General features: G+C 53.3%; 15 protein-coding genes. 7 read left to right on the top strand and 8 right to left on the bottom strand.

What is annotated here, in order from left to right:
• Window positions 1–46: 46 nt before the first annotated feature.
• Window positions 47–1,957 (bottom strand): molecular chaperone DnaK, encoded by a 1,911-nt coding sequence (gene dnaK, locus AC0L7R_RS00240; RefSeq protein ID WP_473658238.1) that lies wholly within the window; start codon window positions 1,955–1,957, stop codon window positions 47–49.
• Between the two features lie 295 nt (window positions 1,958–2,252).
• Here dnaK and bluB point away from each other — a divergent pair, with 295 nt between their 5' ends.
• Window positions 2,253–2,876: a 5,6-dimethylbenzimidazole synthase gene (bluB, locus tag AC0L7R_RS00235; protein WP_473658236.1), complete on the top strand. Its 624-nt coding sequence runs from the start codon at window positions 2,253–2,255 to the stop codon at window positions 2,874–2,876.
• Between the two features lie 3 nt (window positions 2,877–2,879).
• Here the strand turns inward: bluB and AC0L7R_RS00230 are convergent, their stop codons facing one another.
• The gene (locus AC0L7R_RS00230; RefSeq protein WP_473658235.1) at window positions 2,880–3,485 is read right to left on the bottom strand and encodes a COG3650 family protein; all 606 of its coding nucleotides are present in this window, start codon (window positions 3,483–3,485) and stop codon (window positions 2,880–2,882) included.
• The gene (locus tag AC0L7R_RS00225; RefSeq protein WP_247129423.1) at window positions 3,482–4,303 is read right to left on the bottom strand and encodes an ABC transporter permease; all 822 of its coding nucleotides are present in this window, start codon (window positions 4,301–4,303) and stop codon (window positions 3,482–3,484) included. The genes AC0L7R_RS00230 and AC0L7R_RS00225 overlap by 4 nt, the downstream gene beginning before the upstream one ends.
• A 155-nt stretch (window positions 4,304–4,458) precedes the next feature.
• Here AC0L7R_RS00225 and cysQ point away from each other — a divergent pair, with 155 nt between their 5' ends.
• The 6 genes from cysQ (at window position 4,459) to AC0L7R_RS00195 (ending at window position 11,604) form a co-directional block, all read left to right on the top strand.
• Window positions 4,459–5,256, top strand: coding sequence for a 3'(2'),5'-bisphosphate nucleotidase CysQ (gene cysQ, locus AC0L7R_RS00220; RefSeq protein WP_348107496.1), 798 nt, complete (start codon window positions 4,459–4,461; stop codon window positions 5,254–5,256).
• A gap of 147 nt (window positions 5,257–5,403) precedes the next feature.
• On the top strand, window positions 5,404–6,297 hold the full coding sequence (galU, locus tag AC0L7R_RS00215; RefSeq protein WP_473658234.1) for a UTP--glucose-1-phosphate uridylyltransferase GalU: 894 nt from the start codon (window positions 5,404–5,406) through the stop codon (window positions 6,295–6,297).
• A gap of 3 nt (window positions 6,298–6,300) precedes the next feature.
• Window positions 6,301–7,323: a glycosyltransferase family 2 protein gene (locus AC0L7R_RS00210; protein ID WP_473658232.1), complete on the top strand. Its 1,023-nt coding sequence runs from the start codon at window positions 6,301–6,303 to the stop codon at window positions 7,321–7,323.
• A gap of 83 nt (window positions 7,324–7,406) precedes the next feature.
• Window positions 7,407–8,474, top strand: a complete 1,068-nt coding sequence (locus AC0L7R_RS00205) for a glycosyltransferase family 2 protein (protein WP_473658230.1) — start codon at window positions 7,407–7,409, stop codon at window positions 8,472–8,474.
• Window positions 8,471–10,174, top strand: coding sequence for a DUF5927 domain-containing protein (locus AC0L7R_RS00200; RefSeq protein WP_473658229.1), 1,704 nt, complete (start codon window positions 8,471–8,473; stop codon window positions 10,172–10,174). Before AC0L7R_RS00205 ends, AC0L7R_RS00200 begins: the two co-directional genes overlap by 4 nt.
• Window positions 10,171–11,604 (top strand): sulfotransferase family 2 domain-containing protein, encoded by a 1,434-nt coding sequence (locus AC0L7R_RS00195; protein ID WP_473660454.1) that lies wholly within the window; start codon window positions 10,171–10,173, stop codon window positions 11,602–11,604. Before AC0L7R_RS00200 ends, AC0L7R_RS00195 begins: the two co-directional genes overlap by 4 nt.
• 4 nt (window positions 11,605–11,608) lie before the next feature.
• On the opposite strand, the gene AC0L7R_RS00190 is transcribed toward AC0L7R_RS00195, so the two are convergent.
• The 5 genes from AC0L7R_RS00190 to AC0L7R_RS00170 form a co-directional block, all read right to left on the bottom strand.
• Window positions 11,609–12,073 (bottom strand): PTS sugar transporter subunit IIA, encoded by a 465-nt coding sequence (locus AC0L7R_RS00190; protein ID WP_247129414.1) that lies wholly within the window; start codon window positions 12,071–12,073, stop codon window positions 11,609–11,611.
• A 25-nt stretch (window positions 12,074–12,098) separates the two neighbouring features.
• Window positions 12,099–12,674 carry a ribosome hibernation-promoting factor, HPF/YfiA family gene (gene hpf, locus AC0L7R_RS00185; protein WP_473658227.1) on the bottom strand — a complete coding sequence of 192 codons (576 nt, stop codon included), beginning with the start codon at window positions 12,672–12,674 and terminating at the stop codon, window positions 12,099–12,101.
• A 234-nt stretch (window positions 12,675–12,908) separates the two neighbouring features.
• Complete coding sequence (gene lptB, locus AC0L7R_RS00180) at window positions 12,909–13,661, bottom strand: LPS export ABC transporter ATP-binding protein (protein ID WP_247129410.1); 753 nt, start codon at window positions 13,659–13,661, stop codon at window positions 12,909–12,911.
• The gene (locus AC0L7R_RS00175) at window positions 13,661–14,134 is read right to left on the bottom strand and encodes an LptA/OstA family protein (RefSeq protein WP_473658226.1); all 474 of its coding nucleotides are present in this window, start codon (window positions 14,132–14,134) and stop codon (window positions 13,661–13,663) included. The genes lptB and AC0L7R_RS00175 overlap by 1 nt, the downstream gene beginning before the upstream one ends.
• A gap of 20 nt (window positions 14,135–14,154) precedes the next feature.
• Window positions 14,155–14,763 (bottom strand): hypothetical protein, encoded by a 609-nt coding sequence (locus AC0L7R_RS00170; RefSeq protein ID WP_473658225.1) that lies wholly within the window; start codon window positions 14,761–14,763, stop codon window positions 14,155–14,157.
• Window positions 14,764–14,766 lie beyond the last annotated feature (3 nt).

Below are 14,766 nucleotides of genomic sequence, written 5' to 3'. Positions count from 1 at the left end.
CGGCCCGCTTAGCAAACGGACCGGCCCAATCGTTTAGCCCGTGGGCTTAGTCACGCTTGTCGCCGTCCAGATCTTCGAAGTCTGCGTCAAGAATGTCGTCATCGCCGCCTTCGTCTGCGCCTTTGACTTCATCTTCGCCGTTTTCTTCGTCTTGTGACGCTTTGTAGATCGCTTCACCCAGTTTCATCGCAGATTCTGTAACGTTCTGGATGCCAGACTTGATCTTGTCGGCGTTGTCGCCTTCGAGATCGTCTTTCAGCGCAGCAATCGCCAGATCGATGGCTTCGATCGTTGTCGGATCGACTTTCTCTTTGTGCTCTTCCATGGACTTTTCAGTCGAATGGATCAGGCTTTCCGCTTGGTTCTTGGCGTCGACGAGTTCGCGGCGTGCTTTATCGGCATCTGCGTTCTCTTCGGCATCGCGTACCATTTGTTCGATATCGTCGTCAGACAGACCACCGGACGCTTGGATCGTGATGTTTTGTTCTTTGCCGGTGCCTTTGTCTTTGGCCCCGACAGACACGATGCCGTTGGCGTCGATGTCGAACGTCACTTCGATCTGTGGCATGCCGCGTGGTGCTGGCGGGATGTCTTCGAGGTTGAACTGACCGAGGATTTTGTTGTCCGCAGCCATTTCGCGTTCACCTTGGAACACACGCAATGTCACAGCGTTCTGGTTGTCTTCAGCAGTCGAGAAAACCTGAGATTTCTTCGTCGGGATCGTTGTGTTCCGGTCGATCAAGCGTGTGAACACACCACCAAGGGTTTCGATACCCAAGGACAGCGGTGTCACGTCGAGAAGAACAACGTCCTTCACGTCACCTTGCAGAACACCAGCCTGAATGGCCGCACCCATCGCAACAACCTCATCAGGGTTCACGCCCTGGTGTGGTTCTTTGCCGAAGAACTTTGTCACTTCTTCTTTGACGCGTGGCATCCGTGTCATACCACCAACCAACACGACTTCGTCGATGTCAGAAGTGGACAGACCGGCGTCTTTCAACGCAGCCTGACATGGTTTGATGGACGCTTTGATCAGGTCAGCAACAAGGCTTTCCAGTTTCGCACGTGTCAGTTTCATCACCATGTGCAACGGCTGACCGTTTGACCCCATAGAAATAAACGGCTGGTTGATTTCTGTCTGGCTGGAAGATGACAGTTCGATCTTCGCTTTTTCAGCAGCTTCTTTCAGACGCTGCAGCGCCATCTTGTCTTGGGTCAGGTCGACAGAGTGCTCTTTCTTGAACTCACCGGCGAGGTAATCAACGATGCGCATGTCAAAGTCTTCACCGCCGAGGAACGTGTCACCGTTGGTGGATTTCACTTCGAACAAGCCGTCGTCGATCTCAAGGATGGTCACATCGAATGTACCACCGCCAAGGTCATAGACCGCGATTGTCTGCGTGTTTTCTTTGTCGAGGCCGTAAGCCAACGCAGCCGCTGTCGGCTCGTTGATGATGCGCAGCACTTCGAGGCCAGCAATCTTACCGGCGTCTTTCGTCGCCTGACGCTGAGCATCGTTGAAGTACGCAGGAACGGTGATAACCGCCTGTGTCACATCTTCGCCAAGGTATGATTCAGCTGTTTCTTTCATCTTGCCAAGAATGAAGGCAGAGATTTGAGAAGGAGAGTATTTCTCGCCCTTGGATTCGACCCAAGCAGCACCGTTCCCACCGTCAACAACAGCGAACGGCATGTTCTTTTTGTCTTTTTGCAGCACCTTATCGTCGATGTTGCGGCCGATCAGACGCTTTACCGCGAAGATCGTGTTTTCTGGGTTTGTGACGGCCTGGCGTTTTGCCGGCTGGCCTACAAGGCGCTCGTCGTCTGTGAACGCAACGATAGACGGCGTTGTACGCGCGCCTTCTGCGTTTTCGATCACGCGGGGCTTTGACCCGTCCATGATCGCAATACAAGAGTTGGTGGTTCCGAGGTCAATTCCGATGACTTTGGCCATTTTATCAAATCCCTTACGTTTAGGCGGTTTGAGCAGCGCGAACCCGCTTACGGCACCCGCGCCTGATTAAAACTGATTCAGTTCAAGGACATGCCCTGCTCTGTGATCGAACGGTATATAGGGACGCGTTTTGGGGGCTGCAAGCAGTGGAAGGGGGATAAAACGTACCAATTTGCAAGTTTTACGGGTGATGTGGCGGTTTAGTCGAAATTGTAATCGAATGGTTGAGGCTGGCTGGGCTGTTGTCGCGGCGCATGTAATTGTATTCAGGGTGCGTGTGACCGAGGGGGCCGATGTGAAACTGACCAAAAGCCATGTGGCGATGTTGGATGACATTCTAAAATGGCGACGCGATGTCCGCCATTTTCGGCGTGATCCAATTGATCCAGATTTGCTCGCGGTTTTGCAGGACAGTATGGCCCACGCCCCGTCTGTCGGGAACGCGCGGCCATGGCGGGTGATACAGGTGGAAAGCCCTGACCTGCGGGCAGAAATTATCGCGAACTTTGAAGCGAGCAACACTGCGGCTGCCATGGATTATACGCCGGACGAACAGGCGGATTACTTTGCGTTGAAATTGGCGGGCCTGCGTGAAGCGCCCGTTCACCTAGCCGTTTTCACAGACATGTCTGTTCAGGAAGGCCGCGGGCTTGGCCGTCAATCGATGCCAGAGACGTTGTCGTACTCCACGGTCATGGCGATCTATACGCTGTGGCTGACGGCGCGCGCACATAATATCGGGCTTGGTTGGGTGTCGATCCTCGATCCGGTTGCAGTATCGGCGACCTTGGATGTGCCGAAGGATTGGTCATTTACGGGATATCTGTGTCTAGGGCACACGGCATCTGATTCAAATACGCCTTTGCTGCACGAAACAGGCTGGCAGGAAGACACCCGTCAATCGTGGGATATTCGATAACGATTAACGGTGCGCGTCCAAGGTGCAGCAGCCTGATTGCGCCCCATTGCCGTCTGGCGCTTCGTTAAATAGCGTTGCTTTCCACCCGAATTCGCGGTCAGACATGCCGTCGCTGCAATATCCTTTTTGGACGATGAGAGTCCGGTTTAAGGTCGGTCCTTCTTCAAAAACTGCAATTGCGCCGTTTGGCCCCGCGTTTTCGCGGATCATATTGAGGTCGCGCCGGTTTTCGCCCATCGCGTGATATTCGTCGCCGCGCACTGTCACATTCAGCGACCAGAACGGTTCAGTCCCAAAGCACGACATAGGACGTGGAAATTCGTAAGGTTGTTGATGATCCGACCGTGTGAGGAATCGCATCGCGACCCAGCCGTTCTGTTCGCCTAGCCCAACAAAGCCCCATTTGCCGTCGCCTGAGGTGCGGATCACTTCGATGTTCAGGGTGTAAGGGCCGTATTCCCCGATAATATCCGACGTGGCGTCAGGCATCGCGCGTATATTCAGCGTATCATCAGTCGCGACCCCATCGGTTACAAAATGTGCCGGAAAGTCCTGCGCGATGGCGGGGCTGGCACATAAAATAATGGCAAACGCGATCTGCTTGATCATCGTCCGGCGTTCCAGCTGAGTGATGCGTTCTTACGTGTGTAGAATTCTGCCATGAGCCCGATCATCACAAGGCCGGCGCTGACATACAGCGGATAAGTCCAAGAACTGAAATGCGGATTGTAATGCAGGAAGATAAAACCGCGTGCCTGATCAATCGCGTGGAAAAGTGGGTTCCAATCAAAGAGGACCAGCATGGACGACGGCAAGGAATTGGCCACAAACATCTTGCCCGACGCGATCATATTGGCGCGGGAATAAACGCTGGACCCAATCGTTGCGAAGCCGGGCAGCCAAGGTTTGATTGCCAGAAACATCATCCCGACACCGACGCCGGAAATCCAAGCCACAAGCACCATTCCGTAGGCGCCGATCATATTGTCGATGACGACGGGGGTTACGGCGACATGGTAGATGAAAAGGACTGTGACCAAGGACAGCGTTTGCAGATATAGCGATGACAGGGCCGCTGCTGTAATGCTGATGGCCGTATTCATCGGTGCATGTTGCATCATCGGCGATGCGGGGCCTTCTGAACCGACAACGGCCCCCATTGCTTTGGTATGGGTCAGGAACAGGAAAATGCCCGACATAATATACAGCAGGAAATCACCCCGAATGGCGCTGCCGCGCATCCCGAGGAACATGAACAGCAGGAAAAACGTCATCACAAAGATGACCGTTTGCAGCATGTTCATGATCAAGCCCATGAAAGCATTGCGGTGATCCTTGCGGACCTCACGGACGGTGGCATGATAGATCAGTTCTAGCATGCCGAAAATCGTGCGTGACCGCGTTTGTCGGGTCTCTACATGGAACATACCTTGCGATCCTGCCTAATGTGCCGCGTGAATGGTCGCTGATATAGCGATATAGCACGTAATTCTTGAAGTCTTATTACCTGTGAAGCATAAGGCGAAGAACTTTAATTTTCAATATTTCCAGCAATAGCTGGGCCGAAATGGCAGGTAGTATGATGGACTATGATCTTCTCACCACAGTAATGCGCCGTCTTTCCCTAGAGGCGGGCGACAAAATTATGGAAATTTACAACGGTCCAGATTTTGAAGTGAAGTCGAAAAGTGACGACAGTCCTGTGACGATTGCTGATGAGGCCGCTGATGCGATTATCAGCGATGGATTGCGTGCCGCGTTTCCTGACGTCGCCCTTGTAACAGAAGAGCAGGCGGCGTCCCATTCGGTCACGGCTAACACGTTCCTCATTGTTGACCCGCTGGATGGCACGAAGGAATTTATCAACCGCCGCGGCGATTTCACAGTGAATATCGCGTATGTCGTTGATGGCGTACCTGTGCGCGGCGTTGTTTATGCGCCTGCGAAGGGTCGTATGTTCTTTACCGATGCGGATGGTGTTTCGGTCGAGGAAAGTGGTGATTTTGCAAAGGATACCGTTGGTGCCGTTAAGCCGATCAAGGTGACAAATCCAGATAACGATGCGCTGATGGTCGTCGCATCTAAATCCCACCGCGATCAGGCGACGGATGATTACATCAATAAATACAACGTCAAAGACATGAAAAGCGCAGGATCTTCTCTGAAATTCTGTCTCGTCGCGACGGGTGAAGCTGATATTTATCCGCGCGTTGGCCGGACGATGGAATGGGACACAGCGGCGGGTCATGCTGTTCTTACGGGTGCCGGTGGTAACGTTGTGCGTTTTGATGACCACACGCCATTGCGCTACGGGAAAGAGATTTTTGCGAACCCGTTCTTCATCGCTTACGCGCCGGGCGTCGACCTAAAGCAGCCCTAATTTGCCGCATTGGCTATCCATATGATGCAATTCGATACTTATTGGCGGCAAAGTATCCTTTTTCCCCTCTCAAAATTGATAGGGATTGGATAAAGTTAGCATCAATTGTATCAAAAATTTTGAATTACTAATGTATGGAGTAGACTTATGAAGAAGAAAGTTACCAAGGCGATCTTCCCTGTTGCTGGTATGGGCACACGGTTCTTGCCTGCTACGAAGTCTGTTCCCAAAGAGATCATGACGCTGGTGGACAAACCGCTAGTTCAGTACGCGATTGATGAGGCTCGTGAAGCTGGCATCAAGGAATTCATCTTTGTCACGTCGCGTGGCAAAGGTGCGTTGGAAGACTATTTTGATCACTCGCCTCAGCTGGAACAATCGCTGCGTAAGTCCGGTAAAACCGAACTGCTCGACACGCTGAAGTCCACAAACATGGACAGCGGTGCGATTGCCTACATTCGCCAGCATAAGGCGCTGGGCCTTGGTCACGCCGTGTGGTGTGCCCGTCGTTTGATCGGGAATGAACCATTTGCAGTTATGCTGCCTGACGATGTGATCGCAGGCGAAACCGGCTGTTTGAAGCAGATGGTCGACGCTTACGAAGAAACCGGCGGCGCAATGGTCGCAACAATGGAAGTGGCCCCAGAGGCGACATCATCCTACGGGATTTTGGACGCGGTAAACGATGGCAACAATCTGGTGAAAGCCAAAGGCATGGTCGAAAAGCCAGCGGCTGGTACTGCGCCATCGAATTTGGCTGTCATCGGACGGTACATCCTGACGCCGAAAGTAATGAACAACCTCAGCAAGATTTCTGCAGGTGCGGGCGGTGAGCTGCAACTGACCGACGCGATCGCGATGGAGCTTGAAGAAGGACGCGACATCTTTGGTTACCGTTTCGAAGGGCAGCGTTACGATTGCGGATCGAAAGCAGGTTTCTTGCAGGCGACTGTCGCCTTCGCGTTGTCCCGGCCTGAACTGCGCGATGATCTTTCCGCCTACTTGCGCGACATCGTTGCACCGCAGATCGCCGCTGAGTAACTTGTGACCGCGTCTTCCGCTTGGCACACTTATCGGCTGCGGATTAGGCGCAAACGGTTTTTGTTGCGCGCTTGGCGCAAGCGGTCACAACTCAAATCAACGATAGATCGGACGGGCGACATACGGCCGTCCGATATTTTATGTTTTGTGACTTTGCGGAATGAGCTTTTGCGGCTTCCGTTTTTTCTGGATCATCATCGCAAGCTGGGTGTGCGCCATTTCCTGATCGTTGATAACGGCAGCGACGATGGCACGACCGCATTTCTAGAAAACCAATCTGACGTGTCGCTTTGGCGGACAGTGGACAGTTATAAACTGTCCCGCTTTGGCATGGATTGGCTGACGTGGCTTCAAATGCAATATGCGGCGGGGCATTGGTGTCTGACCGTAGATGCGGACGAAGCGTTGATTTATCCCGATTGGGAAACGCAGGATTTGAACGCTTTGACGGCATGGCTGCAAGCCCGCAAGGTCCGGTCGTTCGGCGCGATCATGTTGGATATGTATCCGAAAGGTCCGTTGTCGCAGCAACCTTATGCCGCGGGTGACGATCCCACCGACGCATTGGCCTGGTTCGATGCGGATAACTACCGCCGGACCCGAAACCCGAAGTTTCAGAACGAATGGATCCAAGGCGGTGTGCGCGACCGTGTGTTTTTCCAAGACCGTCCTGAACGTGCGCCAACCCTGAATAAAGTGCCGCTGGTCCATTGGAAAAAGAGCTACGCTTACGTCACCTCGACGCATCACATGCTGCCGACCAAGCTGAACCATGTTTTTGACAGCCAAGTGGATGGTTTGCCGTCGGGTGTTTTGCTGCATAGCAAGTTTCTGAATACGATCGGTGAAAAGTCCGCAGAGGAACGGCAGCGGCGCGAACACTTTGAAAACTCTGATCTTTATGCCGATTACTATCAATCCCTGATCAACGACATTGATTTGTGGTATGAAGGGTCAACCCAATATGAAGGCTGGGAACAGCTTGTCGCATGTGGACTGATGTCAAAAGGCGACTGGCCGGACTGATCGTTATTGCTAAACCTTGTTTAATCACAGGGTCTTGCTATTGATTGTTCCCAAATAGGGCTCAGCTTGAGATCACTCGCAACATGGTATTAACCGCGTTCGCGTATCACAAGAAAGAGACGATCAAAAACGAGGCACGGTTGAGCGTTTTGTCATCATATCGACTTCGGTTGAAGCGGAAGCGTTATAAATTACGCGCCCGCCGCAAAAGTCGTGAACTGCGCAATCTTGCAAATCGGACCAGTGAAATTCGGCCCAATGACATCCTGCTGTTCTGCACATTGCGGAACGAAGATGTGCGGCTCCCGTATTTCTTGAGATATTACCGTGATTTGGGTGTCGATCATTTCTTGTTCGTGGATAACGGCAGCGATGACGGTGGCGCAGAATACCTAGCCAATCAGCCTGATGTATCGGTGTGGTCTACCAAAGCCAGCTACAAGAAATCGCGGTTCGGCATTGATTGGCTGACCTACCTACAGATGCGCTACGCAGAGGATCATTGGACATTAACTGTCGATGTCGATGAATTCTTTATCTTCCCGTTTTGCGATACGCGTCCTGTGCGCGCGCTGACCGATTGGTTGGATAGTTCCAACATTCGGTCGTTTGGCGCGATGATGTTGGACATGTATCCGAAGGGCAAAGTCACGGACAAACCGTACCAGCGGGATACCAATCCGTTGGATATCGCACCTTGGTTTGATGCTGGGAACTATACGATCAGTCGCAATGGCAAGTACCGCAATCTATGGATTCAGGGTGGTCCCCGCGCGCGGGCATTCTTTGCCGACAATCCGAGGCAGGCACCTGCATTGAACAAGGTCCCCTTGGTCAAATGGTCAAGCGATTACACTTATGTCAGCTCGACGCACATGTTACTGCCGCGCGGGCTGAACCTTGTTTATGATGAATGGGGCGGTGAAAAAGCGTCTGGTGTGCTGCTGCATATGAAGTTTATCGACACGATTGGCGCCAAGGCCGCCGAAGAACTGGCGCGCGGTGAACACTATGCGGATAGTGCTGAATACAAAGCCTACGCAGAGGGTCTGAAAGACAGCCCCGATTTGTGGTGCAAGTGGTCCGAGAAATACATCAACTGGCGCCAGCTGGAAATTCTGGGGATCATGTCCAAAGGAAACTGGGCATGAGCACCGTTGGTATCGTCATTCTGGTGCACACCGCATTTGATCGCGCGGAACAGGTCATCCGCCATTGGGTGAAGGGCGGGTGTCCAGTCGTCGTGCACGTCGATTCGAGCGTGCCGGACGGGACGTTTAAGGCGTTCCAACGCAATCTGTCGCCATTGAAGACAGTAAAGTTTTCAAAACGCTTCCGATGCGAATGGGGCACGTGGGGTATGGTCGCCGCGACGCAGAACGCGTCCGAGATGATTTTGACCAGCTTCCCTGATGTGCGCCACGTCTATCTGGCCTCAGGGTCGTGCCTGCCGTTGCGCCCTGTTGAGGAATTGCGCACTTATCTTGATGGTCGCCCGCGTACCGATTTTATCGAAAGTGCGACGACCGCGGATGTGCCTTGGACTGTGGGCGGCTTGGATAAAGAACGGTTTACGCTGCGCTTCCCGTTCTCGTGGAAAAAGAACCGTCGCTTGTTTGACGCTTATGTGCGGCTGCAGCGCCGTGCTGGGTTTCGGCGGCGTATCCCTGCCGGTCTTGTCCCACACATGGGGTCGCAGTGGTGGTGTCTGACGCGGCAGACGTTGTCGGCGATTTTGCAGGACCCTGATCGACCCGCTTATGATAAGTACTTCAAGAAGGTCTGGATCCCTGATGAAAGCTATTTCCAGACGCTTGTCCGGCTCTATTCGCAAAACATCGAAAGCCGGTCGCTGACGCTGTCGAAATTCGACTTTCAGGGCAAGCCGCACATCTTTTACGACGACCACCTCCAGCTTTTGCGGCGGTCTGACTGTTTTGTTGCGCGTAAAACGTGGCAACATGCGAACCGACTTTACAGCACGTTTCTGAACCCTGATCCGTCCGCGTTTAAGGCGGCAGAACCCAATCCAGGCAAGATTGACCGCATTTTTGCGAAGGCTGTGGATAGACGCACCTTGGGACGTCCCGGTCTTTATATGCAAAGCCGTTGGCCGCGTATGGACCGTGAAAACGGGTTAACGTCGTCGCCCTATTCGGTCTTTGAAGGATTCGTCGAACTGTTCGAGAATTTTGAATTCTGGCTCGCCAAAGAAACGGGCGCGCGGGTGCATGGCCACTTGTACCACCCTGAAAAGGTGATGTTTGACGGGCGTCAGGACTATTTTCAGGGTGCGATGTCGAACAGTGCGGTGTTGCGCGATTATCAACCGCATATGTTCCTGACGAACCTGATCTGGAACACACGCGGTGAACGGCAGGCGTTCCAGTTTGGCCCCGAAGACAATCAAAAGATCGCGCCGACCTTCATTCGTGACCGCAATGCGCAGATTTCTGTCATTTCGGGGGCGTGGGCTGTGCCATTGTTCCTGTCGAACCGCAATTTTGCCGATATCCGTGTTGATGCCGCGCGCATGCAACGGATCGAAAATGCACACCTGATGGCGTTGCGAGAGGCAGATACCAAGGCGCGCGTGCGCATTTGGACCATGGCTGATTTCATTGATAGCCCGATGGAAGCATTGCAAACGATCGTCGATGAAATGACGGGCAAATCGGTGCGCACGTTGACGGAAGCGCCGCGCATGGTAGATCTGCAAGGGTTCGGACAGTTCTTGCAGAATCTGAAAAACCAAGGGATGCATCCCTATTTGATGGGTGATTTCCCTGTCGAAAACGCAATTCCCGCGCCGAAAACGAAGACACGGAAACCTTATCTGGTGCGTAAATAATGCCGCGTTTTGACTATTTTGTTGTGTTTGCCGAAATGCGGACCGGTTCGAATTTTCTTGAAGCCAATATCAACAGTTTTGATGGTCTGACGTGTCACGGCGAAGCGTTTAACCCGCACTTTGTGGGCTTTCCGAATGTCGATAACGTGCTCGGCGTGACCCGTGACATGCGTGAAGCTGACCCTGTCGGCCTGATTGAAAAGATCAAAGCAAAGACGCACGGGCTTGGCGGGTTCCGGTTCTTTAACAACCACGATGCACGCGCGTTGGACGCGATCCTGCCCGACCCGCGCTGTGCCAAGATCATCCTGACACGCAATCCAATCGACAGCTATGTCAGTTGGAAAATCGCGAAGGCGACAGGTCAGTGGAAACTGACGAACGTTAAACATGCGCGAAAAGAACCGGTGGCCTTCAATGCCGCCGAATTTGAACGGCACATGGCAGAACTGCAGGCGTTTCAGGTGACGTTGCTGAATGGTCTGCAAAAGACAGGACAAACGGCGTTTTATGTGGCGTACGAGGACCTGCAAAATGTCGATGTGATGAATGGTTTGGCTGCGTTTTTGGGCTGCGAAAGCCGGATTGAAGCGCTTGACCAAAAGCTGAAAAAGCAAAATCCGGAACCGTTGGATAGCAAGGTCACAAACTTTGATGCGATGGCGCATGCGCTGGCCCGCATGGATCGTTTTAACCTGAACCGCACTCCGAATTTTGAACCGCGTCGGGGGCCAAACGTGCCAACGTATATTGCTGCCCCACGTGCGCCGCTTTTGTATTTGCCGTTAAAATCTGGACCTGTTGATGTCGTGTCGGATTGGCTGTCGCAGCTGGACGATGGTGCAGAGGTGCTGACAACATTCAGCCAGAAAAGCCTGCGCCAGTGGAAGGCTGCCTATACCGATCACCGGACGTTTACCGTGTTACGTCATCCTCTGGCGCGCGCGCATGCGGCGTTCTGTGATCGGATTTTGTCGACGAAAAACGATAGCTTTCCAGAAGTCCGCGAGACTCTCATCAAACAGTTTGGGTTACCGATCCCCAAGTTTGATCCGTTGCGGGACCCTGATCAGGGTTATGATGCGGCTGTTCATAAGGCAGCATTTGTCGCGTTTTTGGGTTTCTTGAAAAAAAACCTGACTGGGCAAACTAGCCTGCGCGTTGATCCGGCGTGGGCGTCGCAGCTGTCGTTGCTGCAAGGAATGTCGGATTTCACGATGCCGGATTTGATCATGCGCGAAGACAGGTTGGGCCACGATCTGGCGATTCTAGCCGCACATATCGGACGTGAAACGATGCCGGGCGTGCCAGACGTGACCGACCCGCATGCCGAACGTCTCGCGCAGATATACGACGCCGACGTCGAATCAGCCGCGCGTGATGCATATCAGCGCGACTACGTTGCGTTTGGTTTCGGGGATTGGGCGTAACGGCTTAGGCCGCTTGTGTCGCCTGCGTTTCTGTTAGGATCGTGTGCAAAGTCCCGTGATCCGCGTTTGCACGTAACTTTGCTTGCATATCCGGATCGCGCATTGTTCGCGACACAAGTGCGAGCGCTTTCAAATGCTCAACACCCGCGTTCTCAGGTGCCAACAGGGCAAAGATCAGATCGACGGGCTGACGGTCAACCGCATCAAAGTCGATTGGTTTTTCCAAACGCAGGAACATGCCGCAAACTTGGGTCACATCGGCAAGGCGGGCGTGGGGCAGGGCGATGCCATGTCCCACACCGGTTGGTCCTAGGTTTTCGCGATTGATGAGTGCATCGATGACATCGCCTGGCTGAAATCCATAAGCGGTTTCTGCGATATCGCCGAGGTCGTGAAAAAGACGCTTCTTGCTTGTGCAAGACGTCAGCGTTTTTACGGCCTCAGCCTTCAAGATCGTAGAAAGTTCCATTCAACCCACTCTTCAATCGATTAGTTCAGTCCGTCGTTTTCGGATCGACCCAACCAATATTCCCATCATCACGCCGATACACGACATTGATTCCGTTATGTTTCTCGTTGCGGAAGACCAGTGCCGGGGCGTTGGCCAATTCCATTTGCATCACCGCTTCGCCGGCGGACAGGGACGGAATTTTTGTCTCTGTCTCAGCGATAATCATTGCGCTGACTGTATCTTGCTCCGCTTCGCCCGACTCATCTGTTGGAGCGAGGATATAGGACCCTGCGTCCGAGAGTTCAACTGGTTGTGATCGTTCCTTATGGTGATCCTTCAACCTGCGCTTGTAGCGACGCAATTGTTTGTCCATTTTTTCGAGACAGGCGTCAAATGCTGCGTAAATTTCGTTGTCGTGACCGGTCGCTTGTGCTGTCAAACCCGTTGATAAGTGAACAATCGCTTCGCAAACATATTCATGTCCAGACTTGGAAAAGACGATATTGGCGTCCGTTGGCCGCCCTGCGTACTTATCCAGCATAACCCCAAGCTCGTCCTTAACGTGCGTTTGAAGAGCGTTTCCTGTGTCGATTTGCTTACCGCTGATCTGATACCGCATCGGGTCTCCTATATTGACTGGTACACGCCGGAACGCAGGCAAAACACGCCTTTTTAGGCGGCGGTCGTGTACATTGGGAAGGATGATAACGCCAAGTTTTTCAGTGTCTTGCCTAAGACATCGGCCGAGGCGGCCCAGCAGTTGCGAAGGTTGATCAACTTGACTGTCATCCTTTACATTGGGCGCTCAATTCCGCGTTTTGTCAATGCTGGAGTGGTTAATAGGTGAACCGATCTATACGACCCGAAAGCTATCCCCAAGGTAAACGCGCCGTACGTTTTCGTCTTTGATGACGTCTTCGGTTGTTCCGCTCATCAGTACTTTACCGTCGTGCAGGATGTACGCGCGGTCCACAATTTGCAGTGTTTCTTGGACGTTGTGGTCGGTGATCAGCACACCAATGCCCCGATTTTTCAGGTCTGCAACAAGGTGGCGGATTTCACCCACAGCAATTGGGTCGACGCCCGCAAAGGGTTCATCCAACAGTACATATTTTGGCCCAGCCGCGAGACAACGCGCGATTTCGGCGCGTCGCCGCTCACCACCCGATAGCGCAAGCGCGGGTGCCCGCCGCAGGTGTTCGATGGAAAATTCGGACAGCAGTTCCTCAAGACGATCGCGCTGCTTTTTCTTGTCGGGCACTGCGATTTCAAGAATCGCCTTGATGTTGTCCTCGACGGACAGCCCCCGAAAGATCGACATTTCTTGCGGAAGATAGCCGATGCCAAGTTTTGCTCGACGATACATCGGTAGGGTCGTGACCTCGCGCCCGTCGATGATGACTTGTCCGCCTTCCGGCGTCACTAGGCCTGCGATAGAATAAAAGCAGGTGGTTTTGCCGGACCCGTTTGGACCGAGCAGCGCCACTACCTCACCACGTCCAAGGTCGATACTGACGTCACGAATGACCGTCCGCTTGCGATAGCTTTTGCGCAGATTAACGATGCGCAGGCCAACGTCGCCGTCTTGAACAGACAGGTCGTTCATCAGTTGCCCTGCTGGAACACGGTGCGCACGCGTCCTTCCATTTGGGCGTTACCTGTTTCAACGTCGATGGTCATGCGGTCTGCTGACAAAGCGGATGGGCCTTGGGTCAACAGGACGTCACCGGACAGCACCAGTTTGCCATTGGTCAGATCGTAGTTGGCGTTTTGCGCTTCCGCAGCTTCGGTGGCTGTCGTGAAGGTCACACCGCCGCTGGCGGCAAAGCTGGCGATACCGCCGGTGGCACCATCATAAACCACCTGTGCCCGCGCAGCCCCAATCCGAAGATCACCTTGGCCGATCAGAACGTTGCCTTCGAAAACCGCTGTACCGGAATCCTGATCGACCGACAGACTGTCAGCTGCCACTTCAACCGGGGCGTTTGGATTGGTCGTGATGCCGCCTAAATCAATGTTGGTCTGGGCCATCACGGGGCTGGCCAAAAGCAAGGCAAAAAGCGCGATCGATCTGATCATCTGGTCTGTCCTTCCGGCCCTTAAGGCTGTGTATTCTCAGGCGTGTATAGCAGGCGGACGCCTTGTGTGAACAGCATCTGCTGCCCGTCGCCGTCTTTTGATACTGCTATCCGTACTTTGCCTGCCGACAGTTCACCAAAAGGGGCGTGTACCTCAAGGGGACCGTCAGAGATGATTTCCCCTGTGCGCAGGTCTGCGCTGATGCCGACAGTTTCCATCGTGTAGCCGCTGGATGTTGTGACGCGCGAAAGCCCGTTCAGTCGCGCAGTTCGATCTTTGCTATTCAGGATGCTCATGCCTGATGTGACATTCATGGTTGTCCCATCTGCAGAGTCGACGTCGATGTTCAGGTCTTCGACCAGCAATGTCGTCGTGCCGCCGCTTTCGGGTTTTGCGTTTTTGGCGGACACCGCGACGACTGATCCATCGTCGGTCACGCTAGAAAACTGCGGTGATGTGATCTGCTGTTCACGCGCCAGTTCTTCCAGTTGAGCCACGGGGATATCCGGTGTTTCAGACGGGCTGCGAGCGAACAGGAACATGGTGGACAACAATCCGATCGCAACCAGCGGCAGGATTATTTTCACCCATCCGACAAACCACGTATGAAAGTTCTTATAGGTTGCCACGCT

The organism is Yoonia sp. D2-7, assembly GCF_055809435.1.
The sequence above is the reverse complement of the archived record's forward strand: the minus strand, read 5'-3'. Positions and strand labels throughout refer to the sequence as shown.